The organism is Rhodobacter sp. P2_H5, assembly GCF_056403335.1.
The window spans coordinates 242,774-265,629 of the sequence record NZ_JBFUFS010000002.1 but is presented as its reverse complement, the minus strand read 5'-3'; the positions used below and the strand labels follow the sequence as shown (position 1 = coordinate 265,629).

The window sequence follows — 22,856 nt, the reverse complement described above, 5'->3', positions numbered from 1 at the left end:
GGAGGGGCAAAAGCGGGGCAAGGCGCGGGGAAGGAGGTCCCCGCGCCTTTCTTTATTCGGCCGCAGATTCGGTCGCTGCCAGCACCGGTCCCGGGAAGTGGCAGGCCACCGCCGCCTCACCGCCCAGAAGCGGCGGCAGTTCGGCGGCACAGATCGCCTGCGCCTTGGGGCAACGCGTGCGGAACACGCAACCCGAAGGCGGGTTCATCGGCGAGGGCAGATCGCCTTCGAGCGTGATCATCTTCTTGGCGCGCTCTGCCGCCGGGTTCGGGATCGGCACCGCGGAAAGCAGCGCCTGCGTATAGGGATGCTGCGGGGCGGCGAACAGGCTGCGCTTCGGCGCATCCTCCATCACCCGGCCCAGATACATCACCATCACCCGGTCCGAGATATGTTTGACCACCGAAAGGTCATGCGCGATGAAGATCATCGCCAGCCCCAATTCGCGCCGCAAACTGGCCAGAAGGTTGATCACCTGCGCCTGAATGGAGACGTCGAGGGCCGAGACCGGCTCGTCACAGATCAGAAGCTTCGGCTCCACGATCAGCGCCCTTGCGATGCCGATACGCTGGCATTGCCCGCCAGAAAACTCGTGCGGATAGCGGTTGATCTGGTTGGGCAAAAGGCCCACCCGGTCCATCATCAGCTGCACCCGCGCCTTCACCTCTTCCGCCGGCAGGTTCGGGTAATGGGTCCGCAAGGGCTCCGCCACGATCTGGCCCACGGTCATCCGCGGGTTGAGGCTGGCGAAGGGGTCCTGAAACACCATCTGGATCGCCGCGCGATGCGCCAGCATCTGGTGGCGGTTCAGCGTCAGCAGATCGGTGCCGCCCTGCCACAACACCTTGCCCGTGGCCGGCAGCATCCGGATCAAGGCGCGGGCCAGCGTGGACTTGCCCGAGCCGCTTTCGCCCACGATGCCAAGGGTTTCCCCCGGTTGCAACGAAAAGCTCACATCCTTGACCGCCTGCAGTCGGCGCGGCGCGGTCCAGGGCATGTCGCCCTCGCGCCGGATGGTGAAAGTGACCGAGACGTCGCGGGCTTCGATCAGCGGGGTCATACCAGTTCCTCCACCGGGCGGTTGCAGGCACGTTTGCGACCGGGTGCGAACTCGGTCAGGGGGGAGAGCCTCTCATGGCATTCCGCGATCACATAGGCACAGCGCGGCGCGAAGGGGCAGCCCTTGGGCGCCCGGGTCATGTTGGGCGGGCTGCCGGGGATGGCGGACAACTCGCCCTCCTCCTGATCCACCCTTGGCAGGGCGTGCAAAAGGCCCCGCGAATAGGGATGGCTCGGCGCATCGAAGAAGGGATCGACCGGCGATTGTTCCATCACCTGCCCACCATACATCACGATCACCTCACGGCAAAATCCCGCAATCACCCCAAGGTCATGGGTGATCAGGATCGTCGCCATCCCGAAATCGCGCTGCAGATCGCCCAGAAGCGCCATGATCTGCGCCTGCACCGTCACGTCCAAGGCCGTAGTCGGTTCATCCGCGATCAGAAGCTCGGGCTGGCACAACAGGCTCATCGCGATCATCACACGCTGGCGCATGCCGCCGGAAAACTCGTGCGGATAAAGCCGGATCCGCCCCCGCGCATCGGGGATCTTGACCGCATCCAGCATCCGCGCGGCCTCGGCCACGGCGGCCTCCTTGCTCATGCCCTTGTGGTGGATCAGCACCTCCGCCATCTGGTCGCTGACCCGCATATAGGGGTTGAGCGAGGTCATCGGGTCCTGAAACACCATCGCGATATGGTTGGCGCGGATCTTGTTCAGCGTGGAGAGGGGAGAGCCGATCAGCTCGGTCCCGTTGAATCTGGCCGAACCGCGCGCGGTGCCGTTTTTGGCCAGAAGCCCCATGATCGCAAAGGCAAGCTGGCTCTTGCCCGAGCCGCTTTCACCGACGATCCCCAGCGTCTGGCCCTTTTCCAAGGCAAAGCTGATGCCATTGACCGCGTTCACCGTGCCATCCGGCGTGGCGAAAGACACGCCGAGGTTTGCAACTTCCAACATGGCCATATCAGCGGTCCTTCGGGTCAAGCGCATCACGCAACCCGTCGCCGACGAAGTAGAAGGCGAACATGGTCATGATGAAGAAAAGCATCGGGAATCCCAGCTGCCAGAGCGTGCCGTAGCGGATCGTCTTGGCCCCTTCCGAGATCAGCTCCCCCAGCGAGGTTTGCGGTTCCTGCACCCCAAGCCCAAGGAAGGAGATGAAGCTCTCGGTCAGGATGATGTCGGGCACCAGAAGTGTCGCATAGACCACCACGATGCCCAGCAGGTTCGGCACGATATGGCGCAGGATGATACGCGGAGTCGAAACCCCGGTCGCCTGCGCCGCCTCGATGAACTCGCGCGATTTAAGGGTCAACGTCTGGCCGCGCACGATGCGGGCCATGGCAGGCCAGGACAGGAAACCGATGCCGATCAGCAGCACCGCCAGCGATTTGCCGAACATCACCAGAAGCAGGATCACCACGAACATGAAGGGGATGGCGAGCAGGATATCGACGATCCGCATCATCACCCCATCGGTCCGCCCGCCGACATAGCCCGACACCGCGCCATACAGCGTGCCGACCAGAACTGAAATCGCCGTGCCGAGGATGCCCACATAAAGCGAGATCCGCGTGCCCATCGCGGTGCGCGCAAACAGATCGCGCCCTTGGTCATCGACGCCAAAGTAATAGCCCTTGGCCCAGCTCGGCGCGCCCTGTTCGGCGGCATGGCCCATGATGGTGAAGTCGATGTAATCATAGGTATAGGGCGAGATCAGCTGCCCGAAAGCTGCGAAAGCCACGCAAAGCGCCAGCAGAACCACCCCCGCCACCGCCGCCTTGTTGCGCATGAAGCGCACCCTTGCATCGGCCCAGAGCGAGCGGCCCTTGACCTCGTCCAGCTGCGCCAGCCGTTTGGCCAGCGCGGTCATGTCGATTGGGGAAAGCACCATGTCAGAACCGGATCTTGGGGTCGACCCATGCGTAAAGCACATCGACGATAAGGTTGAAGAGGATGGTCAGGACGCCGACCAGCAGCGTCACCCCCATCATCAGGGCATAGTCCCGGTTCAGGGCCGCATCGACAAAGAACTTGCCGATCCCGCCGGTCGAAAAGAACATGTCGATCACGACCGACCCGGTGATCATCGACACGAAGGTCGGCCCCAGATAGCTCAGCACCGGAATCAGCGCTGGCTTCAGCGCATGGCGCAGGATGACCTTCGAGGTCGGCAGACCCTTGGCGCGGGCCGTGCGGATGTGGTTCAGGCTCAACACCTCCAGCATCGAGGACCGGGTGATCCGCGCGATGGACGCCATATAGGCCGTGGCCATCGCGATCACCGGCAGAACCTGATGCTTCCAGTCGCCGCCATCCCAGCCGCCCCCGGGCAGCCAGCCAAGCCACAAAGTAAAGATCAGCACCAGAATCGGCGCCATCACGAAGTTCGGGAGCACCTGCGCCCCGATCGAAATCCCCACCGCCAGATGGTCGAGCCAGGAGTTCTGGAACACCGCCGCCAGAACCCCCAGCGTGATGCCGACGCTGACGGCCAGCACAAAGGCCCAGATGCCGTAGCTCAAGGTCACCGGAAAGCCCTGCGCGATGATCTCGTTCACCGTGCGGTCCTTGTAGACAAACGAGGGGCCAAAGTCGAAATGCGCGACGATCCCCCAGACATAGCGCGCCATCTGCACCCAGATCGGCTGATCCAGCCCGTATTTGGCGTTGAGATTGGCCAGAACCGCGGCGGGAAGCTGCTTTTCCTGGGTGAAGGGCCCGCCGGGTGCCGCATGCATCATCAGAAACGAGATGACGATCAGCAGCAATAGCGTCGGGATCGCGACCAGAAGCCGCTTGAAGATGAAAGAGATCATGGGTCACATGCCAAAAGGGCAGCAGGGGAGGCCGCGCCTGCGGCCCCCCCTGCCCTGCCCGAGGGAAGATTACTTCGTGCGGTACAGGTCTTTCGAGTACCAGAACTGCATCGCGTCATGCATCGGCAGGCCCTTGATGTCCGGGCGGACCATATCGACCTTGGCATAGTGATAGATCGGGATGATCGGCATGTCGGCGGCCAGAAGCTCTTCGGCTTTGGTGTAATTGGCCGAAGGGTCGGCCATGCCCTTGGCATCCTTCATCAGGGTGTCATAGGCCGGGTTTTCATACTTGCCGTCGTTGTTGGTCGAATAGCCGGTGTAGAGGTCAAGGAAGGTCGAAGCCTCGTTGTAGTCGGCGCACCAGGCATAGCGGGCCATCTCGAAGTCGCCGGCGATCAGCTTGTCGGTGTGGACTTTCCATTCGTAGTTGTTCGGCGTCAGCTGCACGCCCAGCGTCTGCTTCCACATCTGCTGCACGGCCACGGCGATCTTCTTGTGCGCTTCCGAGGTGTTGTAGTTCAGCGTCAGGACCAGCGGATGATCCGGGCCATAGCCCGCTTCGGCCAGCAGTGCCTTGGCCTTCTCGTTGCGCTCGGCTTGCGTCCAGTGCGAATAGTCGATGTCGGGCATGACATAGCCGTTGATCGCCGGCGGGGTCCAGGAATAGGCCGCCGTCTGGCCGCCCTGCAGGATGTTGTTGACGATCACGTCACGGTCCACCGCATAGGACAAAGCCTTGCGGACGCGGACATCCTTCAAGGCCTCGTTGCCTTTGCCCTCGGCCATGTTGATGATGTAATCATAGGCGCAGGCGTAGGGGGTCGAACGCGCTTCGGTCGGGAAAGCCTCTTTCAGGCGCGGATACTGGCCAGCGGGCACGTCGGTGCGGTCCAGCTCGCCCGCCTGGTAACGGGTCAGGGCGGCGTCTTCGTCATTGATCACCAGGGCGGTGATCGGCGACATGATCACATTGGCCGCATCCCAGTAGTTCGGGTTCTTCGTCTCGACATATTTTTCGCCATCGACGAAATCGGTCAGAAGATAGGCACCATTGGTGACGATATTGTCTTTCTTGGTCCAATCCGCGCCGAATTTCTCGATCGCGGCCTTGGGCGCCGGGAAAGTGGCCGAGTTGGTCAGCATCTTGGTGAAATAGGGAATCGGGTTGTCGAGCGAGACTTCCAGCGTGTGGTCGTCAATCGCCTTGATGCCCAGCTCAGAGGCGGGCTTCTTGCCGGCGGTGATATCGGCGGCGTTCTTCACCTGGGCGAGTTCCAGATAATAGGCATATTCCGAGGCGAGCGCCGGGTCGACCAGCCGCTGCCAGCCGTAAACGTAGTCGGCGGCGGTGACCGGCGTGCCATCCGACCATTTCGATTCGGGGCGCAGCTTGAACGTATAGGTCAGCTTGTCATCCGACACAGTGTAGGACAGGGCACCCGCCGGGACGAGGTTGCCGTCGCCGTCCTCGTTATACAGGCCTTCGAACAGGCCACGCGCCACGTCGCTGTCCTCGACCGAGGAAATCAGCTGCGGGTCCAGCGATTTCACGCTGTCGAGCATCCGGTAGGTATAGGCCTGATTGTCGGCCAGCTCTTCCCCGGTGCGGGGGTTCTTGTCGGCGAAAGCGGGCAGAGCCGCCAGCGTCAAGACGGTGGACAGAAGCAGTTTGGATTTCATGAGGGGACTCCCGATTGGACCAAGGCGGTCGGACGCCGCCTTTGCGCTAAAGCCTAGGTTGTGCCGCCCGATAGGCAAGCAGATTGTTGGCAGGTGACGTGGCGCCCAAACTGGCAAAATGCCGAAAGTGCCGGTCATTTTGTAAGGCCGCCCGTTACGAAAGCGTCACGCGACCGGGGTCCAGATCACATCATCGAGGCGCGGCGCATGGGTGGCGAGCATCGCCAGCCGGTCAAAGCCGAGCGCGATGCCCGAGGCGGCCGGCATGAAGGCCAGGGCTGCCAGAAAATCCTCGTCCAGCGGGTAACGCTCGCCATAGACCCGCTCTTTTTCGTCCATTTCCGCCATGAAACGGCGACGCTGCTCCTCAGGGTTGGTCAGTTCACCAAACCCATTGGCAAGCTCGACCCCGCAGGCATAAAGCTCGAACCGCTCGGCCAGACGCGGGTCATCGGGCGTGCGCCGCGCCAGCGCCGCCTCGGCCGCAGGGTAACGGTCAAGGATGGTCGGACGACCAAGCCCCAGATGCGGCTCGACTTTTGTGACGAGAACCGCCGAGAGGAGGTCCGACCAGGTGTCCGTGTCTGCCACCCTGAGCCCCAGCGCCGCCACCTGCCGCGCCAGAGGTTCCACCACGGTGCTGCCATCCGGCAGGATCGAGGCCAGGAGATCCACCCCGGCATAGCGCGCCAAAGCCTCGACCACGCCCAAACGCTCAGGTTCGGCAAAGGGATCGCAGACACGTTCGCCATGCACGAGGGTCCGGGTGCCCGCCTGAGCGCAGGCCATCTGCATCAGCGCAATGCAGTCCGCCATCAGGACCGTGTAATCCTCGCCCACACGGTACCATTCCAGCATGGTGAATTCCGGCGAATGCCGCACCCCGCGCTCGCGGTTGCGCCAGACATGGGTGAGGGCAAAGATCCGCTCCTCCCCCGCCGCCAGAAGCTTCTTCATCGCGAATTCGGGCGAGGTGTGCAGATACATCTGCCGCGCTTCGCCGTCATTGCCGATGACGCTGGTGGCAAAGCCATGCAGATGCGCCTCGTTGCCGGGGCTGACCTGCAGGGCGGCGGGATCGACCTCGAGGAAATCGCGGGCGGCGAACCATTGGCGCAGCCCGGTCTGGATGCGGCTGCGGGCCAGAAGCGCGGGGCGGCGGTCGGCATGGCGGTGACGCTGCCACCACGGGTTCTGGGTCATGCGGCTTCTCTCTGGCGATTTCCGAAGGTTTGGGGTAAAGGCTGCGCCGATACGGCCTCTCCTTAGCGACCGGGGCCTCTGGAAACAAGGAATCCGTCACATGAAGGTCATCGCCTCCTCGCTCCGCAAGGGCAATATCGTCGAGTTGGACAACAAGCTCTACGTCGTCCTGAAATCGGAAAACTTCCACCCCGGCAAGGGCACGCCGACCACGAGCGTGGACATGCGCCGAATCTCGGATGGCGTGAAGGTTGCGGAACGCTGGCGCACGACCGAGATGGTCGAAAAGGCCACGGTGGACGAACGCGAATACGATTACCTCTATGAGGACGGCGAGGGCTTCCACTTCATGGAACCGATCAGCTACGACCAGATCACCGTCTCGGCCGATGTGGTGGGCGACAGCAAGGTCTTCCTGGGCGAAGGTGTCAAAGCCTATGTCCAGACCTTCGAAGGTGTCGCCATCGCGATCACCCTGCCGCAGAAGGCCGTGGTCGAGATTGCCGAGACCGAACCGGTGACCAAGGGCCAGACCGCCTCCTCCTCCTACAAGCCCGCGATCTGCACCAACGGCCTGCGTGTCCTGGTCCCGCCGCACATCGGCGCCGGCACCCGGATCATCATCAACACCGACGACCTGAGCTATCAGGAACGCGCCAAGGACTGATCGGCATTGCAGCAGGAAACAAAAGCCGGGGGCATCGAGCCCCCGGCTTTTGTGTTTCCACGGGATGGATGCCGAACGGCGCAAGGGTTGAACCCGCCGGGGCCAGCCCCGGACCCCGGAGTATTTGGCCAGATCGCAAAGGATAAAGGGCAAAGTGCGCCTCGGCCCGGGGGGTTCTTACACCCATGTGAGAGCTTCACACCCAGCCGAGGCGACTTGCGCTCTGCCGCCAACGGGACTCCTCCCTGTACGGAGTCTCAGCGTCGCACATACTGGTTAAGGAAGCGTTACCGCGCCCCCTTTGCCCTCTGTCGCAATACTCTCGGGGGGCCCGGGGGGCAGACAGCCCCCCGCCGTCGGGGAGGGAGACCGGTCAGGCCTTGGGCGCCTCGATGGCCAGATGGATCGCCCCTGTTACCGGCAGGAAGGCCGCGGCATTGGGGGCCAGGGTCAGGGCTCGGCCCTCCAGTGTGGTGCCAAGGGAAACGGGTTCCGGCGCGCCGGCACCGTCCAGCGTCAGGTACTGGAACTCCGGCGAGAGGTTGAAGACGCAGAGCAGCGCCTCGCCCTCGATCTCGCGCGTGAAGGCCAGGATCGGTTCGGGCAGGTGCAGGAAGACCGTCCGCCCCTCGACCAGCGGTTTGGAGGTTTTGCGGTAGTGCAGCATCGCGCGGTACTGTTCCAAGACCGAGCCCGCAACGCCGCTCTGGCTTGCCACGTTGCGCGCCAGTTGCGGCGCTTTCACCGGCAACCAGGGCTTGCCCGTGGTGAAACCGCCATTGGCCGAGGCGTCCCAGACCATCGGCGTGCGGGTGTTGTCGCGGCCGATCGGCTCCGGCCAGAAGTTGATGCCCTGCGGATCGGTCAGCTCCTCCAGATCGAGCTGGGTATCGGTCTGGCCGATCTCCTCGCCCTGCCAGAGGCAGATCGAGCCCTGGAAGGACAACAGAAGCGACCCTGCCTGCTTGGCCAGGGCATCCTGGCTGATGCCATGTTTCGCCCAGCGCGAGGCTTGCCGCACCACGTCATGGTTGGAAAAGGCCCACATCGGCCAGCCATTCGGCGCCCCGGTGAAGAAATCGGAAATCCGGGTCCGGAAGAAGGCGGCGGAGTAATCGTAGCCCATCATCTCGAAGGAATAGCACTGATGCAGCCGGCCCGGCGCCGTGTACTGGCCCATCATCGCGATGGCATGGTGGCTTTCGCCCATCTCGCCCACCGTCGCCGTGCCGGGGTATTCGTCCATCACGCGGCGGATCCGTTCCATCCAGAGCAGGTTCTCCGGCTGGTTCTTGGAGAAGAGATGGTACTGCATGCCGTAGGGATTGCCCTCGGCCTCTTCCTTCACCCGGTAATCGGCGGCGTCGTGACGCAGCAGCGCGTCCTTGTAGAAGTAGTTCACCGTGTCGAAGCGGAACCCGTCCAACCCCCGGTCGAGCCAGAAGCGCAGCACGCTTTCCATGTACGCCACCACTTCCGGGTTGCGGTAATTGAAGTCGGGCTGCTGGGGCAGGAAGCTGTGCATGTAATATTGCTTGCGCCGCGCATCCCAGGTCCAGGCCTGGCCACCGAAGACCGAAAGCCAGTTGTTGGGCGGCGTGCCATCGGGCCTCGGGTCAACCCAGATGAACCAGTCCGCCTTGGGATTGGTCCGGTCCTTGCGGCTTTCGGCAAAGAACGGGTGCTTGTCCGAACAATGGTTCAGCACCTGGTCGACGATCACCTTCAGCCCCAGGTCATGGGCATGGGTCAGCAGCGCGTCGAAATCTGCCAGCGTGCCGAAGACCGGATCGACATCGGTGTAGTTCGACACGTCATAGCCCATGTCGAGCATCGGCGAGGTGAAGATGGGCGAGAGCCAGACCGCGTCGCAGCCCAGATCGGCAATATGGCTCAGCCGTCTGGTGATCCCCTTCAGGTCTCCGATCCCGTCGCCGTTGTCATCCTGAAACGACCGCGGATAAACCTGATAGGTCACCGCCCCACGCCACCATTCCCGCATTCCCGACCTCTGATTTCTGCGATTCTGGCTTTACCATAGGGGCAGGTCATGCCGGGTTGAAAGCGCTTTTGGTTGCGGGCCGGGCCGCTTCGGGCGATGTCGCCCCCTGCCGCCCGCCAATGCCGCGCCGGAAGGCGGATCGGCTCAGCTGCCGCGATAGGTGGAATAGCCGAAGGCCGAGAGCAACAAAGGCACATGGTAATGCGCGCCAGGGTCGTCGATGCCAAAGCGGATCGGAATCTCGTCGAGAAACAGCACCGCGCCCGAGGCCTGCCCGGTGGCGCGCAGATAAGCCCCGGCAGAGAAGACCAGCTCATAAAGACCCGCGCGGTAGTCCGCCCCTGCCAGCAGCGGCGCATCGGTGCGGCCATCGGCATTGGTCACCGCCGCGGCGATCTGGCTGCGCTCCGCGCCCATGATGCGATAGAGCGTGACCCCTATCCCCGCCGCAGGCCTGCCGCGCGCCGTGTCGAGCACATGTGTCGAAAGCCATCCATCCGCCATATCCGTCTCCCTTCGCCCTGTCGTTCCGCCAACGTCGTCCTGCGGCCCGCCTGCCCCGGCGCCAGCCGGGGCCATGCTGGTCCGACCCAGCCTGCAGGCCGCGTGGGCGGAATGCAACGCCCCCGCAAGTACGCCCCGCGACGCGATGGCAGGGAAGATCCGTAAAACCCGCCCTTTGCGGTTGCAGAACCCGCCTGCCGCGACCACCTTGCCTCAGGGGGCCGCCCCACACCCTGCCCGACAGACCGCCCAAGGACCGCCGCACCGATGCTCGCCTTCGAACCGCTCGCCAGCCAGGCCCCCTGGACGATCCTGCACCTGCCCGGCACCGCCGCCGATCTGGTGATCTCCTTCGCCTCGATCGGCCATGACGCGGCCCGCGCCCCCTCGCCCGAGTTCGTCCGCGCCGCCACCGCCGGAGGCCGCCCCGCCCTGTTCGTCCAGGATGCGACCCGGAGCTGGGCCAGCGCGCCGGGCTTTGCCAAGGCGCTCAGCGCCGCCATCGCCACGATCCGCGCCCGCCAGCCCATCACCCGCATCCTCGCCATCGGCACCTCGATGGGCGCCTTCATGGCCCTCTGCGCTGCCGAGGCGCTGCCGCTGACCGCCGTGCTGGCCATCTCGCCGCAATACCTGCCCGCCGCGCCATGGGAGCCGCGCTGGCGCGAATGGACCGCCTTGCTGCCCGCCGACCTGACCGCCCCCCTGCCCCGCTCCCCCCGCGTCACCCTGCTGCACGGGCTGCTGGATGATGCCCGCCAGGCCGCCCTCTTCCCCGTCCAGAGCAACGTCGACCACCTGTTCTTTGCCGATCAGGACCATTCCACCCTCGGCCGCCACCTGAAGGCCAAGGGCCTCTACCTCGGCCTGATCGCGGCTAGCCTCGACGGCGACCGCCGCCGCCTGCTGCGCCTGCTGCACGGCGCCGGCGCCCGGCGCAGACCGGCCCCCGGCACCGCGGCCTAAGCGCAATCTGCCTCTTCCTGCCGCAAATCGGCGCCCGCCACAGCCCGGCTTCCGCCAACAGCACTTTCCGGCTTTATTTGATACCGGGCAGGCCCTATCCCCCTTAGGGTAGACCCGAGCCCGAAGACGTAAGGTTGAAGATGCAACGCTACCCCCGCGATTTCCGAGGCTACGGCCAGACGCCCCCCGATGCCGCCTGGCCGCACGGCGCCAAGGTCGCCATCTCGCTGGTCCTGAACTACGAGGAAGGTGGCGAGAACAACATCCTGCACGGCGACGCCCAGTCCGAGGCGTTTCTTTCCGACATCGCCGGCGCCGCGCCCTGGCCGGGGCAGCGGCACTGGAACATGGAATCGATCTACGATTACGGCGCCCGCGCCGGCTTCTGGCGCCTGCACCGGCTGTTTACCGGCATGGGCATCCCCGTCACGATCTATGGCGTCTCCACCGCGCTCGCCCGCAACCCCGAACAGGTGGCCGCGATGAAGGCGGCGGGGTGGGAGATCGCCTCCCACGGTCTCAAATGGGTCGATCACCGCGACATGGCCGTCGAGGAAGAACGCCGCCAGATCGCCGAATCGATCCGCCTGCACACCGAGGTGGTGGGAGAGCCGCCGCGCGGCTGGTACACCGGGCGCTGCTCGGTCAACACCGTGGATCTGACCGCCGAAACCGGCGCCTTCGACTGGATCTCCGACACCTATGACGACGACCTGCCCTATTGGCGCGAGGTTGGGGCGCGGGATCAGCTGATCCTCCCCTATACGCTCGAGGCCAACGACATGCGCTTTGCCACCGCCCCCGGCTATATCGAGGGCGAGCAGTTCTTCACCTATCTGCGCGACACCTTCGACACGCTTTATGCCGAGGGTCAGGCCGGGTCGCCCAAGATGTTCTCGGTCGGCCTGCATTGCCGGCTGATCGGCCGCCCGGGCAAGATCGCGGGGCTCAAGCGCTTCCTCGACTATGTCAAAATGCATCAGGACGTCTGGTTCGCCCGCAGGATCGAGATTGCCGAGCATTGGGCAAAAACCCATCCCCACAAAAGGTTCGAGCGGCCTTCTCAGATGAGCCTCGACCGCTTCACCGCCGCCTATGGTGGCATTTTCGAACATTCGCCCTGGATCGCCACTCGCGCTTGGCACCTTGAACTCGGCCCGGCGCATGACAGCGCCACGGGCCTGCACAACGCCCTGACCCGGATGTTCCGCTCCGCCTCCCCCGAGGAAAAGCTTGGCGTCCTGAAGGCCCACCCCGACCTCGCCGGCAAACTTGCCGCCGCCAAGCGCCTGACGCCGGAAAGCACCAGCGAACAGGCCAGTGCCGCGCTGGACGCTCTGACGGACGAGGAACGCGCCAGCTTCCAGGACCTCAACGCGCAATACATGGCCAAACACGGCTTCCCCTTCATCATAGCGGTGCGCGACAACACCAAGGCCTCGATCCTCGCCGCCTTCCAAAGCCGCCTGTCCAACGACACGCCGACCGAGTTCAAGACCGCCTGCGCCCAAGTCGAACGCATCGCAGAGCTTCGCCTGAAAGACCTGCTCCCCTGAAAGACCTGCTCACATGACCAGCTACGCCTCCCCGCTCGACGGGCTGCCGCCGCAGACCAAGCTGCACACCGGCCGCGCCATCTTCACCACGGCCTATGCGGTGATCCCGCATGGCGTGATGACCGGCATCGTCACCTCGGTCCTGCCCGGCTGGCAGGACACCCGCGCCTGGATCATCGCAAGGCCGATGAGCGGCTTTTCCGAGACCTTCTCGCAATACATCCTGGAAGTGGCCCCGAACGGCGGCTCCACCACGCCCGAGCCTGATCCCGGCGTAGAAGGCGTCCTTTTCGTCACCGAAGGCGCGCTCACCCTGACCCTTCCCGACGCGAGCCATAGCCTCGCCCCCGGCGGCTATGCCTACCTGCCGCCCGGCCTGTCATGGAGCCTGAACAACACCGGTGAAAAGCCCGCCCGCCTGCACTGGATTCGCAAGCTCTACGAACCCGCCCCCGGCTGGCCGGTGCCCGAGGCTTTCGTGACCAACGAACAGCTGATCCAACCCTCGCCAATGCCCGACACCGAGGGCCGCTGGGCCACCACACGCTTTGTCTCAAACGACAATCTCAGCCACGACATGCAGGTCAATATCGTGACCTTCCAGCCCGGCGGCGTGATCCCCTTCGAGGAGACCCATGTCATGGAACATGGCCTCTATGTCCTGGAAGGCAAAGCCGTCTACAAGCTGAACTCCGACTGGGTCGAGGTCGAGGCAGGCGATTTCATGTGGCTGCGCGCCTTCTGCCCGCAGGCCTGTTACGCCGCGGGCCCCGGCCCCTTCCGCTACTTGCTCTACAAGGACATGAACCGCCACGCCCGCCTGCGCGGTGTGCTGGGCCGCTAAGGCGCGCCGGGAAGATGGGCACATTGCCCATCCTACGGAACGCGCCGCTGGCGCGTGTGGGGGGCACCTTTCCCCCGACCGCCTTTGCCCTTTGCGCTTTGCCGAAATACTCCACGGGGGTGCGGGGGTGTGAAACCCCCGCTTCCTCCGCCGGGGGTGGGGCGCCCCCCTTGCAGAGGGTCCTAACAACACATTAACAGAATTTCAGAAGCTCATACGTATCAATATGTTACCCAACATTGCACGCGTGCAAACCCTCTTGCCTCAGGCGCCACAATCCGCCACCCTCGCGCCATGGACCTGACCCCCGAACCCCTCACCGCCGCAGAATTCGCCCCCTTCGGCGACGTACTGGAGGCCACCGGCGACTTTCGCCTGATCAACGCCGGCCTCTGCCAGCGCCACCACGACCGCGCCCGCATCGACACGGGCCTCGAGATGGGAGACGGCGCCCGGACCGGCATCTCGGTCTTCAAGGCCGTGCCGCGCCAGCTGCCCTATAGCTTCGATCTGATCGAGCGGCACCCCGACGGCTCGCAAGCTTTCCTGCCGATGTCCGAGCACCCGTTCCTCGTCATCGTGGCACAAGGCCCCGGGTCGATCCCCCGCGCCTTCCTGACCAACGGGGCGCAGGGCATCAACCTGCACCGCGGCACCTGGCATGGGGTCCTGACCCCCTTGTCCGAACCCGGCCTCTTCGCCGTGGTCGACCGGATCGGTCCCACGCCCAACCTGGAAGAATACCGCTACCCCGCGCCCTTCACGGTCATCGCGGGGCCGTAGGATGGGCAATGCTGCCCATCGCCCGCTCCAGCCGCAGGCCGCGGGCTGAGCCGGGGGCAAAACCTGCGAACTCCGGCGTCAGGAACCGCGCCTTTCCGGCCTCGCCCTTCAGATGCAGGTCGAGGAAGGCGGTGATGAAATGCGCCGCGATGTTGTTCATCCGGACCGTATCCCAGACCGCATCGGCGTAATGGGCGAAGGGGATGAAGTCGAGCCAGGGCACCGCGGCATAGCTTTCCTCCGGCGCGGGATAGGGGGCGGCGGCATTGTGGCCCGCGCCCTCAAAGGTCAGAAGGTGGCGCTCCACCCCCACCGCCTCGGCAAAGATCCGGCACATGCCGGGCCCATAGCCCGAGACTTCATCGAGAATGCCCGCCAGGATCAGCGCGGGCACCGACAGGCCCGCCATCCCCGCCGCATCCCAAAGCCCATGCTGCCGCCCCCAGGGGCCGATCGGCACGATCGCCTTCAACCTTGGGTCGGCCTTGGCCTTCAGATGCCGCGCCAGCCAGGGCCCGCCACCGCGCTCCATCGACAGGGCCACCTCTGACAGCGCCGCCCCGCCCGACACCAAAGCTCCATAGCCGCCCATCGAATAGCCGACAATCGCCACCCGGTCCCCGCCCAGAACCTCCATCACATGGAAGGTGTCGAGGGGGCGGTTGACCAGCGTCGAGCCAAAGGCCGCGCCCGCCAGATAGGCGGGGTCGCCGTAGGTGCTTTCCGGGTGATCCACACTCGCCACACGATAGCCCTTGGAGGCCAGATTCTCCCCCAGATGGCTCATCAGCATCCGGTTGCCGGGAAAGCCGTGGCTCAGGATGACCAGCGGGAAGTCGCCCTCCGCTGCCGCAGCCTCGCGCGCGGCGCGGCCAAGGAGCGTGACCTCGGTGCGCCCGTCGCGGCAGAGGGTCCGATACCGGCCGCCCGCTTCGGTGCCGGCCTGCGCCGGATACCAGAGTTCGACCATCAGCTTTCGGTCCTGCAGCGCCGTGCGGCCCGCCATCGCGGCCATCACATCGGGCTGGCCGGGGTTCACCAGCTCCAGCGTCTTCACGCCCACAGGCCAGGGGCCGAGCCGGGCAAGTTCCGGGGCGTCCGGGCGGATCGTATCGATGCGGTTGGGCATGGGCTTCTCCCTCTTCCCGCGCAGCTTAGGGGGCGCGTCCGCCGAATTCAGCCCGTAAAATGCAAAAGGGGCGGCCCGAGGCCACCCCTTTCAGAACCATCTGCCGCAGGGTCAGGCCCCGCAGCGGAAAGCTTATGCCAGCGCCAGGTTGATCGCCGACTCGCGGCCATCACGGCCAGCTTCGATGTCGAAGGTCACGGCTTGGCCGTCGGCCAGTTGGCGGATGCCAGCACGTTCCATGGCGGTGATGTGGACGAACACGTCCTTCTTGCCGCCTTCCGGAGCGATAAAGCCGAAACCTTTAGTTGCGTTGAACCATTTCACGGTGCCCTTGGCCATCGTGTGTACTCCTGTTTGGTCTGCCATCCGCAGGAATGCGATGGCCTGGCGCAGTCACGTCAAGATCGAAAGCTGCAGCCGTAGCCAGACAGGGTCGATAATTAGCGGTTCGCCTGAGTTATATGCGCCGTTTCTGCTTGAAAAGCAAGCCCCGCAGCGGGGTCATCGGGCCGAGCGCGAAAACTCGCCCGCCCCTCCACCGCCCGCCGGTCAGCGACCGTCTTTCGTGCGGGGACGCACGAAGACCTGTTCGATGACCTCGCGGCCCCATTGGCTGCCCGGCGCCTCCGCCACAAGGGCAAAGCCCGCCCGCTCGTACAGATGCCGCCCGGCATCGAGGCCCTTGAAGGTCCAGAGCCGCGTTTCGGCAAAATCGCCCTTGTCGACATGGGCCATCGCGAGGCCCAGCAGCTTCTGCCCGAGGCCCCGGCCGCGCGCGGCGTCGTCCAGAATGAACCAGCGCAGATGCGCGCGGCCCTGGCCGAGGTCTTCGCCGTCGATCGTGACCGCGCCAACGATGCGCCCCTCCAGCCGGGCGTGAAAGGTCTGGTTTGCCGGGTGGTCGATCCGCCCCAGAAACTCGGCCATCCCGGCGGCGACCCTGGCTTCGAAGACGTGGCCAAAGCCGTAGTGACGGGAATAGTAGCTGGCATGCATCTCGACGACCCGGCCCAGAAGCCCGGGCAGATAGCCCGCGCCAAGGGTGACGGCCCCGGCCAGAGGCGCAATCGATTCGGGCCGCAAAGCCTGCGCATAGGTCGCGAGCCCCTCGGCCACCGCCGCGCGCGCTCCTTCGGCCAGGGGCGTCAGGGCCTGATGGACCTGGGTACGGGCAAAAGCCTCGATCCTTTCGAACTCCGCCCTGCCCAGCGGGGTGAGGCCGAGGCTCTGGATCCGCGGATCCTCGCCGCCGCCCTCGGCCCGCACCAGACCGCCGGCCTTCAGCCCGGCCAGGAGCCGGCTTATCGTCGACTTCTCCAGCCCCAGAAGCTGCACCAACCCTGCGGCATGGCTGGCCTCGCCGCGGCCAAGCGCGCCGATGGCGTGAACCGCCGAAGGGGAAAGACGGCTGCCGGCAAGACCCCTGCCCAGAAACCCCAGGCTGCGGACGATGGCGCGCGAATGGCTGCGGATCGCGTCGACTTCGGCATCGGTCAGGTCTGCGGGCATGGTCTGTCTCCGTCACAGTTGTATCATGCAACCATAACGGCGAAAAGTCGAGGCCTGCCATGGCTTGCAGCGCCGCAAAGATGGTGACTTGCGCAAACCGCGGCGCCGTTCATTCTGCGCCCGCGCGGGGCATCGGGCCTGCGGCGGTTTCAAGAAGGGCAATCGACGATGCGGCTCCTGTCTTACAACATCCAGTACGGTTTTGGCCGCCACGGGGTCTACGATCTGGCGCGGATCGCCGAAGTGGTGAAAACCGCCGATATCGCCGCCCTGCAGGAGGTGGACCGCCACTGGCAGCGCACGGGGTATGACGACCAACCCGCGCTGCTGGCCACCCTGCTGCCTGACCATTACACAGCCTTTGGCGCGGGCTTCGACATGGATGCCGCGACGGAGGCCGACAAAAGCCGCCGCCGCCAGTTCGGCCCGATGATCGCCTCGCGCTGGCCGATCCTGTGGACGCGCACCCATCTTCTGCCGTTGCGCCGGATGATCACGCCGATCAACACCCAGACCTGCGCCCTGGAGGCGGTGATTGATGCCCCGGGCGGCCCCCTGCGCGTGCTGTCCTTGCACCTCGCCCATGTCGGCGTCGAGGAGCGTCTGGCGCAGATTGCCCTTCTGCAGAACCTGCCCTATCAGGGCGGGCCTTGGAGCGGGACCGACGACGAACCCGCCCGCAACTGGACCGAAAGCCAGACCGAGCCGCCCAGCCCGGCCTCTGCCCTCTGGATGGGCGATTTCAACATGGAGCCGGGCTCGGCCGAATATCTCGCCCTGACCGGCCAGACCCCCTATCACCCCGGTGCCCGCTATGCCGAGGGGCTGGTCGATGCGGTGGCGCTGGGGGGCACCCGCCTGCACACGCATGAAAAGGTGATCGCAGGCCAGCGCCGTCTGCGCCAGCTGGACCATTGCTTTGTCACCCCCGACCTCGCCCCCCGCGTCCGCAAGACCTGGGCGGATGTCTCGGCGGAAGGCTCCGATCATCTGCCACTCTGGGTCGAGCTTGGTTGACATGGGGCGCAACCTCACCCTTGATGGCGGCAAAAGAGGCCCTCATGTCCACACCTTCGATTGATACCCAGGATCTCCCGGAACTGGGCGAGAACCTGACCACCGCGCCCCCCGTGCTTTCGGCCGAGGAGATGCTGGATCTGGTCCAGATCCACTGGGGCATGACCGGCAACCTGTCGGCCCTGACCTCGGAACGCGACCTGAACTTCCGGATGACCTCGCCCAAAGGGCATTTCGTGGTCAAGCTGGCCAACCCGGCCGAGCCTCGGAGTGTGACGCAGTTTCAGACCAAGGCCTTGCTGCATCTGGAAAGTTCCCCCCTCGCCCTGCCCCGCGTGATCCCGACGCCGACCGGTGCGACCGAGGTCGAGACGCCGCATGGCATCCTGCGCCTCTTCAGCTGGCTGGATGGCCAGCCGCTCTATCAGGCGCCGAAGTCCGATGCCCAACGCGCCGCCATCGGGCAGGTGGCAGCACAGCTGACCCTCGGCCTGCAGGGCTTCGCCGACCCCGCCGCCCGGCAGGACCTGCAATGGGACATCCGCCACGCCGCCCGCCTGCGCCCCCTGTTGCCCAGCGTGCCCGACGACCTCCGCCCGCTCTGCACCGAGGCGCTGGACCGGTTCGAGGCCGAGGCCCTGCCCCATCTGGCCGAATGCCGCTGGCAGGTGGTGCATAACGATCTGAACCCGCACAACATTCTGGTTCTGGCCTCGGACCCGACCCGGGTGTCGGGGATCCTCGATTTCGGCGACATGGTGGAAACCCCGCTGGTCTGCGATGCCGCCGTCGCCGCCAGCTACCAGATCGACCCGGAAGCGCCCTTTGCCAGCCTCGCGGCCTTTGCCCGCGCCTATCACGAGACCCTGCCGCTGACGCCATTGGAACAGCAGATTTTCCCGGCGCTGGTTGCCGCGCGCACGCTGACCTCGATCGCGATTGCCTCGGCCCGGGCGCTGCGCTTTCCGCAGAACGCCGATTACATCCTGCGCAACATGGACAATGCCACCTCGGGCCTGCGGGCGCTGCGCGGCATCAACTTCTCCAGCCTGTGGACCTGAGCATGAAACGCGACGAGACGATGGTGAATGCCTATGTTCCCGGTCAGGGCCATCTGAGCGCCGAGGATCAGGCCTTGGTGGCGCGCCGCCAGCGCCTGCTCGGCCCGGCCTACCGGCTGTTCTACGAAACCCCGGTGCATCTGGTGCGCGGCGAGGGGGTCTGGCTCTACGATGCGGAGGGGAAGGCCTATCTCGACTGCTACAACAACGTGGCCTCGCTGGGCCATTGCCACCCGCATGTGGTGGAAGCCACCGCCCGGCAAGCCGCGATCTATGCCAGCCACACCCGCTACCTCAACGAGGTGGTGCTCGACTGCGCCGAAAAGCTGCTGTCGCATTTCCCGCCCGAACTGTCACAGGTGATGTTCACCTGTACGGGGTCCGAGGCGAATGATCTGGCGCTGCGGGTGGCCTTCGCCCAGACCGGCGGGACTGGGGTGATCGTGACGGAAAACGCCTATCACGGCGTGACCATGGCCACGGTGGGTCTGTCGCCCTCGATCGGGCCGGGGGTTCCGATCGGCCAGCATGTCCGCACCGTCCCCGCGCCCGATGCGCGTCTGGCCGGTGACCCGGGCCAAGTCTTCGCCGCCCATGTGCAGGCCGCCATCGACGACCTGCTGCGCCACGGCATCACGCCCGCCGCGCTGATCGTCGATACGGTTTTCTCTTCCGACGGACTTTTCACCGACCCGGCGGGCTTTCTCGCCCCGGCGGTGGCGGCGATCCATGCCGCAGGCGGCCTCTTCATCGCGGACGAGGTCCAGCCCGGCTTCGGCCGCACCGGCAGCCAGTGGTGGGGCTTCCAGCGCCATGGCGTGCTGCCCGACATGGTTTCGCTCGGCAAGCCGATGGGCAACGGCTATCCGGTCGCGGGCCTGGTCCTGCGCCCCGAAGTCCTGGCCGAGTTCGGCGCAAAGGCGCGCTATTTCAACACCTTCGGCGGCAATGCCGTGGCCAGCGCCACAGCCCTTGCCGTGCTGGAGGTGATCGAGGGCGAGGATCTTCTGGCCAATGCCAGCAAGGTCGGCGTCCATATGGCCGAAGGCCTGCGCGCGCTGGCCACACGCCACGATGCCCTGGGCGACTTGCGCGCCGCGGGCCTCTTCCTCGGTCAAGACATCCTGGAAGACGGCAACCCCAGCGCCAGTGCTGCCGCCCGTGTGGTCAACGCGCTCCGCGATGCGGGCGTCCTGATCTCCGCCACCGGCCCCAAAGGCCATGTCCTGAAGATCCGCCCGCCCCTCGTCCTCAAGGCGTCCGAGGCCGACATCTTCCTCGACAAGCTGGATCAGGCCCTCACGGCCTGACCCGCTTTCCCCTTCATTCAGACCCAAATATCCCGGGGGTGAGGGGGCAGCGCCCCCTCCTTCAACCCTCAGCCGCCATCCGCAGCGCCCGGATATTGGCACCATAGGGCCCGGGGTTCGCCACCGAACCGCCCTTGAAGATGGCCGAGCCTGCCACCAGCGCATCCGCCCCCGCCTCGACCAATGCCCGGGCGTTCTCGGTCGTCACGCCGCCGTCGATCTCGATATGGATCGGCCGGTCGCCGATCATCGCGCGCAGGGCGCGGATCTTGGCGAACTGGCTCTCGATCAACTTCTGGCCGCCGAATCCCGGATTGACCGTCATCACGCAGATCATGTCCAGCCCGTCGAGCAGATAGGGCACCGATTCGATCCCGGTGCCCGGGTTGATCGCCAGCCCCGCCTTGACGCCATGACCGCGGATCGCCTGCAGGGTGCGGTGGATATGCGGCCCGCTTTCCAGATGCACGCTGATGATATCGGCGCCCGCCTTGGCGAAGGCCTCGACATAGGCATCGACCGGCGCGACCATCAGGTGGACATCCATCACCCCCTTGATATGCGGGCGCAAAGCCGCGCACATCGCAGGCCCAAAGGTGATGTTCGGCACGAAATGCCCGTCCATCACATCGACATGGACCCAATCCGCCCCCTGCGCCTCGATCGCGCGGCATTCGGCGCCGAAGTTGGCGAAATCGGCGGCAAGGATGGAAGGGGCGATCTTGACGGCGGAAAAGCCCTCGGGGCGGGAAATGCTCATGCTGTCCTCCTCTGACGCGCCCGATGTGCATGGCAAGGCCAAGGGGGTCAAGAGCCGAAAGCCGCCCGCTGCAAATGGTCGCTGTTGAAACCGGCTTTGCGCGCGCAATATCTGAATAAGCAAGGCAGGAGTTTTCCATGGCTGTAATTGAATCCGTTTTCACCTTTCTGAGCAAAGCGATGTGCGAGGCCGCGGCCGCGCTGAACCTCGGCCCGATGGCCGAAGACCTGACCGAAAAGGCCAAGACGACCTGGAAGGCCCAGACGCCGATGACCCAGGGCGCCATCGCGGGCGGCGCCATCGCGCTGCTCTTGTCCGGCAATGCCCGGCGGCTGGTCAGCGCCGGGGTCGAGGTTGGCGGCGCCGCCCTGATCGGCGGGCTGACGATGAAGGCCTATGCCGAATGGCAGGCCGACAAGGAGGCCGCCGCCGCCGCCAAGGTCTATGCCGCGACCCATCCCGCGCCCTACCCCGACGACCTCGCCCACCGCCTGTTGCAGGCCATGGTCGCCGCCGCCAAGGCCGATGAGGTGATCACCGCCGAGGAGCGCGCCGTCCTGGAACGCCAGGTCGCCCGCCTCGGCTTCGGCGCCGAGGCCGATGACCTGATCCTGGCCGAGATGGAAGCGCCCGCCGATGCGGCCCGCATCGCGGCCCTCGCCCGCACCCCGCACGAGGCCGCCGCCATCTACACCGCCTCGCTTCTGGTGGTGGACCGCAAGGGCGTGGCCGAAAAGGCCTATCTCGCCGCCCTCGCCGCCGCCCTTGGCCTTGACCGGGCGCAGGTCCGCCATCTGGAGGCGAATGTCCCCCATCTCGCCTGAGGTTGCAGTGCCCCGGTTAATATGATCAAAATCCCGCCAGCAAGGGCGGGGGGCATTCATGCGAGTCTTCATCAACGGCTTCGGGCGCATCGGTCGTTCGGTTCTGCGCGCCTGGGCCCAAAGCCAGGCGCAAGGCCGGGATCTCTGGCCGGGGCTGGAAATCGCGGGCGTCAACGACATCGCGACGCCCGAGATGTGCGCCTATCTCTTTGAATATGATTCCGTCTTCGGTCCCTGGCACGGCTCGGTCGGTCTTGCCGAAGGCGCGCTGGTGGTCGATGGCCGCGCCATCCCGCTGCACCGCAGCCCGGATCTGTCCACGCTGGATCTGTCCGGCGTCGATGTGGTGCTGGAATGCACCGGGCGCGCCGATACGGCCGAGGTCGCCTCCCGTGGCCTCAGCGCCGGGGCGCGGCGGGTGCTGGTCTCGGGCCCGTCGCGGGCGGCAGAGCTGACCGTCGTGCTGGGCGCCAATGACGCAGCACTCGCCGATCAGCGCATCGTCTCCAACGCCTCCTGCACCACCAATGCGCTGGCGCCGCTGGCCAAGCTCCTGCATCAGAACTGGGGCCTGGTGACCGGTTCGATGACGACGATCCATTGCTACACCGGCAGCCAGCCCACCACCGACGCCCCCGCCGCCGACTATGCCCGCTCGCGCGCGGCCGCCCTGTCGATGGTGCCCACCACAACCTCAGCCCAGCGTCTCCTCGACATCGTCCTGCCCGAGATCGCCGGCCGCATCGAAGGCTCCGCCGTCCGGGTGCCTACCGCCTCCGTCTCCGCCGTCGACCTCGCCGTGATGCTGGCACGCACCCCCACCGTGGCCGAGGTCAACGAAGCCCTGCATCAGGCAAAGGGCGTGATCGGCGCCACCGACGGCCCCTTGGTCTCCTCCGACCTGCGCGCCCGCCCCGAAAGCATCGTGATGGCCACCCCCGAAACCCGCGTCACCAAGGGCGGCCTGCTGCGGGTCTTCGGCTGGTACGACAACGAATGGGGCTTCTCCAACCGCATGCTGGACGTGGCCCTCAAAATGGCCCTCAAAATGGCTTGAAGGGCGCCGGTCCCCCCGCGCCCCCCTTTCATTGGTCCATAAATATCCCGGGGGTGCGGGGGCTGGCCCCCGCGGCCGGGCGGGTGCGGAGTTGTCCCCC

The 22,856-nt window shown here is 65.6% G+C and carries 22 protein-coding genes; 10 read left to right on the top strand and 12 right to left on the bottom strand.

Annotated elements, in window-relative coordinates; genetic code table 11:
- Positions 1–52 precede the first annotated feature (52 nt).
- The 6 genes from AC1DVR_RS03420 to epmA form a co-directional block, all read right to left on the bottom strand.
- Positions 53–1,060 (bottom strand): ABC transporter ATP-binding protein, encoded by a 1,008-nt coding sequence (locus AC1DVR_RS03420; protein WP_477999120.1) that lies wholly within the window; start codon positions 1,058–1,060, stop codon positions 53–55.
- Positions 1,057–2,025, bottom strand: a complete 969-nt coding sequence (locus AC1DVR_RS03415) for an oligopeptide/dipeptide ABC transporter ATP-binding protein (protein WP_477999119.1) — start codon at positions 2,023–2,025, stop codon at positions 1,057–1,059. Before AC1DVR_RS03415 ends, AC1DVR_RS03420 begins: the two co-directional genes overlap by 4 nt.
- A 1-nt stretch (position 2,026) precedes the next feature.
- The gene (locus AC1DVR_RS03410; protein WP_477999289.1) at positions 2,027–2,935 is read right to left on the bottom strand and encodes an ABC transporter permease subunit; all 909 of its coding nucleotides are present in this window, start codon (positions 2,933–2,935) and stop codon (positions 2,027–2,029) included.
- 22 nt (positions 2,936–2,957) lie between these two features.
- Complete coding sequence (gene oppB / locus AC1DVR_RS03405; RefSeq protein ID WP_477999118.1) at positions 2,958–3,881, bottom strand: oligopeptide ABC transporter permease OppB; 924 nt, start codon at positions 3,879–3,881, stop codon at positions 2,958–2,960.
- A gap of 69 nt (positions 3,882–3,950) precedes the next feature.
- A complete protein-coding gene (locus AC1DVR_RS03400) occupies positions 3,951–5,564 on the bottom strand; it encodes a peptide ABC transporter substrate-binding protein (RefSeq protein ID WP_477999117.1) in 1,614 nt (537 codons plus the stop codon).
- 165 nt (positions 5,565–5,729) lie between these two features.
- Positions 5,730–6,767, bottom strand: a complete 1,038-nt coding sequence (epmA, locus tag AC1DVR_RS03395) for an EF-P lysine aminoacylase EpmA (protein WP_477999116.1) — start codon at positions 6,765–6,767, stop codon at positions 5,730–5,732.
- 100 nt (positions 6,768–6,867) lie between these two features.
- Here epmA and efp point away from each other — a divergent pair, with 100 nt between their 5' ends.
- On the top strand, positions 6,868–7,434 hold the full coding sequence (gene efp, locus AC1DVR_RS03390) for an elongation factor P (RefSeq protein ID WP_477999115.1): 567 nt from the start codon (positions 6,868–6,870) through the stop codon (positions 7,432–7,434).
- A gap of 373 nt (positions 7,435–7,807) precedes the next feature.
- On the opposite strand, the gene AC1DVR_RS03385 is transcribed toward efp, so the two are convergent.
- Positions 7,808–9,436, bottom strand: a complete 1,629-nt coding sequence (locus AC1DVR_RS03385; RefSeq protein WP_477999114.1) for an alpha-glucosidase — start codon at positions 9,434–9,436, stop codon at positions 7,808–7,810.
- A 144-nt stretch (positions 9,437–9,580) separates the two neighbouring features.
- Entirely contained in the window at positions 9,581–9,940 is a 360-nt protein-coding gene (gene uraH, locus AC1DVR_RS03380; RefSeq protein WP_477999113.1) for a hydroxyisourate hydrolase, read from the bottom strand.
- A 267-nt stretch (positions 9,941–10,207) separates the two neighbouring features.
- Here uraH and AC1DVR_RS03375 point away from each other — a divergent pair, with 267 nt between their 5' ends.
- From AC1DVR_RS03375 to AC1DVR_RS03360, 4 genes are all read left to right on the top strand, one after another.
- On the top strand, positions 10,208–10,906 hold the full coding sequence (locus AC1DVR_RS03375; protein WP_477999112.1) for an alpha/beta fold hydrolase: 699 nt from the start codon (positions 10,208–10,210) through the stop codon (positions 10,904–10,906).
- Positions 10,907–11,046: 140 nt separating this feature from the next.
- On the top strand, positions 11,047–12,462 hold the full coding sequence (puuE, locus tag AC1DVR_RS03370; RefSeq protein ID WP_477999111.1) for an allantoinase PuuE: 1,416 nt from the start codon (positions 11,047–11,049) through the stop codon (positions 12,460–12,462).
- 13 nt (positions 12,463–12,475) lie between these two features.
- On the top strand, positions 12,476–13,306 hold the full coding sequence (locus tag AC1DVR_RS03365) for a bifunctional allantoicase/(S)-ureidoglycine aminohydrolase (RefSeq protein ID WP_477999110.1): 831 nt from the start codon (positions 12,476–12,478) through the stop codon (positions 13,304–13,306).
- Between the two features lie 294 nt (positions 13,307–13,600).
- A complete protein-coding gene (locus AC1DVR_RS03360; RefSeq protein ID WP_477999109.1) occupies positions 13,601–14,089 on the top strand; it encodes an ureidoglycolate lyase in 489 nt (162 codons plus the stop codon).
- Here AC1DVR_RS03360 and AC1DVR_RS03355 read toward each other — a convergent pair.
- The 3 genes from AC1DVR_RS03355 to AC1DVR_RS03345 all read right to left on the bottom strand — a co-directional run bounded on the left by AC1DVR_RS03355 (position 14,073) and on the right by AC1DVR_RS03345 (position 16,727).
- Positions 14,073–15,218 carry an alpha/beta hydrolase family protein gene (locus AC1DVR_RS03355; protein ID WP_477999108.1) on the bottom strand — a complete coding sequence of 382 codons (1,146 nt, stop codon included), beginning with the start codon at positions 15,216–15,218 and terminating at the stop codon, positions 14,073–14,075. The two genes, AC1DVR_RS03360 and AC1DVR_RS03355, sit on opposite strands and share 17 nt — an antisense overlap.
- A 132-nt stretch (positions 15,219–15,350) precedes the next feature.
- Positions 15,351–15,557 (bottom strand): cold-shock protein, encoded by a 207-nt coding sequence (locus AC1DVR_RS03350; RefSeq protein ID WP_477999107.1) that lies wholly within the window; start codon positions 15,555–15,557, stop codon positions 15,351–15,353.
- A gap of 210 nt (positions 15,558–15,767) precedes the next feature.
- Complete coding sequence (locus tag AC1DVR_RS03345; protein WP_477999106.1) at positions 15,768–16,727, bottom strand: helix-turn-helix domain-containing GNAT family N-acetyltransferase; 960 nt, start codon at positions 16,725–16,727, stop codon at positions 15,768–15,770.
- A 168-nt stretch (positions 16,728–16,895) separates the two neighbouring features.
- On the opposite strand from AC1DVR_RS03345, the gene AC1DVR_RS03340 reads away from it, so the two are divergent.
- The 3 genes from AC1DVR_RS03340 to AC1DVR_RS03330 are packed head-to-tail and all read left to right on the top strand — an operon-like array spanning position 16,896 to position 20,115.
- On the top strand, positions 16,896–17,744 hold the full coding sequence (locus AC1DVR_RS03340; protein ID WP_477999105.1) for an endonuclease/exonuclease/phosphatase family protein: 849 nt from the start codon (positions 16,896–16,898) through the stop codon (positions 17,742–17,744).
- A gap of 44 nt (positions 17,745–17,788) precedes the next feature.
- Positions 17,789–18,805, top strand: a complete 1,017-nt coding sequence (locus tag AC1DVR_RS03335; protein ID WP_477999104.1) for a phosphotransferase — start codon at positions 17,789–17,791, stop codon at positions 18,803–18,805.
- A gap of 2 nt (positions 18,806–18,807) precedes the next feature.
- On the top strand, positions 18,808–20,115 hold the full coding sequence (locus AC1DVR_RS03330; RefSeq protein ID WP_477999103.1) for an aspartate aminotransferase family protein: 1,308 nt from the start codon (positions 18,808–18,810) through the stop codon (positions 20,113–20,115).
- Between the two features lie 61 nt (positions 20,116–20,176).
- Here the strand turns inward: AC1DVR_RS03330 and rpe are convergent, their stop codons facing one another.
- Positions 20,177–20,875 (bottom strand): ribulose-phosphate 3-epimerase, encoded by a 699-nt coding sequence (gene rpe, locus AC1DVR_RS03325; protein ID WP_477999102.1) that lies wholly within the window; start codon positions 20,873–20,875, stop codon positions 20,177–20,179.
- A gap of 137 nt (positions 20,876–21,012) precedes the next feature.
- On the opposite strand from rpe, the gene AC1DVR_RS03320 reads away from it, so the two are divergent.
- Both AC1DVR_RS03320 and AC1DVR_RS03315 read left to right on the top strand, forming a co-directional pair.
- Positions 21,013–21,699 carry a DUF533 domain-containing protein gene (locus AC1DVR_RS03320; RefSeq protein ID WP_477999101.1) on the top strand — a complete coding sequence of 229 codons (687 nt, stop codon included), beginning with the start codon at positions 21,013–21,015 and terminating at the stop codon, positions 21,697–21,699.
- A 58-nt stretch (positions 21,700–21,757) separates the two neighbouring features.
- Complete coding sequence (locus AC1DVR_RS03315; protein WP_477999100.1) at positions 21,758–22,756, top strand: type I glyceraldehyde-3-phosphate dehydrogenase; 999 nt, start codon at positions 21,758–21,760, stop codon at positions 22,754–22,756.
- Positions 22,757–22,856 lie beyond the last annotated feature (100 nt).

Bases quoted from the DNA above. Each gene is read 5' to 3' on its own strand.
- AC1DVR_RS03420 (WP_477999120.1), bottom strand. From the start codon at position 1,060: ATGACCCCGCTGATCGAAGCCCGCGACGTCTCGGTCACTTTCACCATC.
- AC1DVR_RS03415 (WP_477999119.1), bottom strand. From the start codon at position 2,025: ATGGCCATGTTGGAAGTTGCAAACCTCGGCGTGTCTTTCGCCACGCCG.
- AC1DVR_RS03410 (WP_477999289.1), bottom strand. From the start codon at position 2,935: ATGACCGCGCTGGCCAAACGGCTGGCGCAGCTGGACGAGGTCAAGGGC.
- oppB (WP_477999118.1), bottom strand. From the start codon at position 3,881: ATGATCTCTTTCATCTTCAAGCGGCTTCTGGTCGCGATCCCGACGCTA.
- AC1DVR_RS03400 (WP_477999117.1), bottom strand. From the start codon at position 5,564: ATGAAATCCAAACTGCTTCTGTCCACCGTCTTGACGCTGGCGGCTCTG.
- epmA (WP_477999116.1), bottom strand. From the start codon at position 6,767: ATGACCCAGAACCCGTGGTGGCAGCGTCACCGCCATGCCGACCGCCGC.
- efp (WP_477999115.1), top strand. From the start codon at position 6,868: ATGAAGGTCATCGCCTCCTCGCTCCGCAAGGGCAATATCGTCGAGTTG.
- AC1DVR_RS03385 (WP_477999114.1), bottom strand. From the start codon at position 9,436: ATGCGGGAATGGTGGCGTGGGGCGGTGACCTATCAGGTTTATCCGCGG.
- uraH (WP_477999113.1), bottom strand. From the start codon at position 9,940: ATGGCGGATGGATGGCTTTCGACACATGTGCTCGACACGGCGCGCGGC.
- AC1DVR_RS03375 (WP_477999112.1), top strand. From the start codon at position 10,208: ATGCTCGCCTTCGAACCGCTCGCCAGCCAGGCCCCCTGGACGATCCTG.
- puuE (WP_477999111.1), top strand. From the start codon at position 11,047: ATGCAACGCTACCCCCGCGATTTCCGAGGCTACGGCCAGACGCCCCCC.
- AC1DVR_RS03365 (WP_477999110.1), top strand. From the start codon at position 12,476: ATGACCAGCTACGCCTCCCCGCTCGACGGGCTGCCGCCGCAGACCAAG.
- AC1DVR_RS03360 (WP_477999109.1), top strand. From the start codon at position 13,601: ATGGACCTGACCCCCGAACCCCTCACCGCCGCAGAATTCGCCCCCTTC.
- AC1DVR_RS03355 (WP_477999108.1), bottom strand. From the start codon at position 15,218: ATGCCCAACCGCATCGATACGATCCGCCCGGACGCCCCGGAACTTGCC.
- AC1DVR_RS03350 (WP_477999107.1), bottom strand. From the start codon at position 15,557: ATGGCCAAGGGCACCGTGAAATGGTTCAACGCAACTAAAGGTTTCGGC.
- AC1DVR_RS03345 (WP_477999106.1), bottom strand. From the start codon at position 16,727: ATGCCCGCAGACCTGACCGATGCCGAAGTCGACGCGATCCGCAGCCAT.
- AC1DVR_RS03340 (WP_477999105.1), top strand. From the start codon at position 16,896: ATGCGGCTCCTGTCTTACAACATCCAGTACGGTTTTGGCCGCCACGGG.
- AC1DVR_RS03335 (WP_477999104.1), top strand. From the start codon at position 17,789: ATGTCCACACCTTCGATTGATACCCAGGATCTCCCGGAACTGGGCGAG.
- AC1DVR_RS03330 (WP_477999103.1), top strand. From the start codon at position 18,808: ATGAAACGCGACGAGACGATGGTGAATGCCTATGTTCCCGGTCAGGGC.
- rpe (WP_477999102.1), bottom strand. From the start codon at position 20,875: ATGAGCATTTCCCGCCCCGAGGGCTTTTCCGCCGTCAAGATCGCCCCT.
- AC1DVR_RS03320 (WP_477999101.1), top strand. From the start codon at position 21,013: ATGGCTGTAATTGAATCCGTTTTCACCTTTCTGAGCAAAGCGATGTGC.
- AC1DVR_RS03315 (WP_477999100.1), top strand. From the start codon at position 21,758: ATGCGAGTCTTCATCAACGGCTTCGGGCGCATCGGTCGTTCGGTTCTG.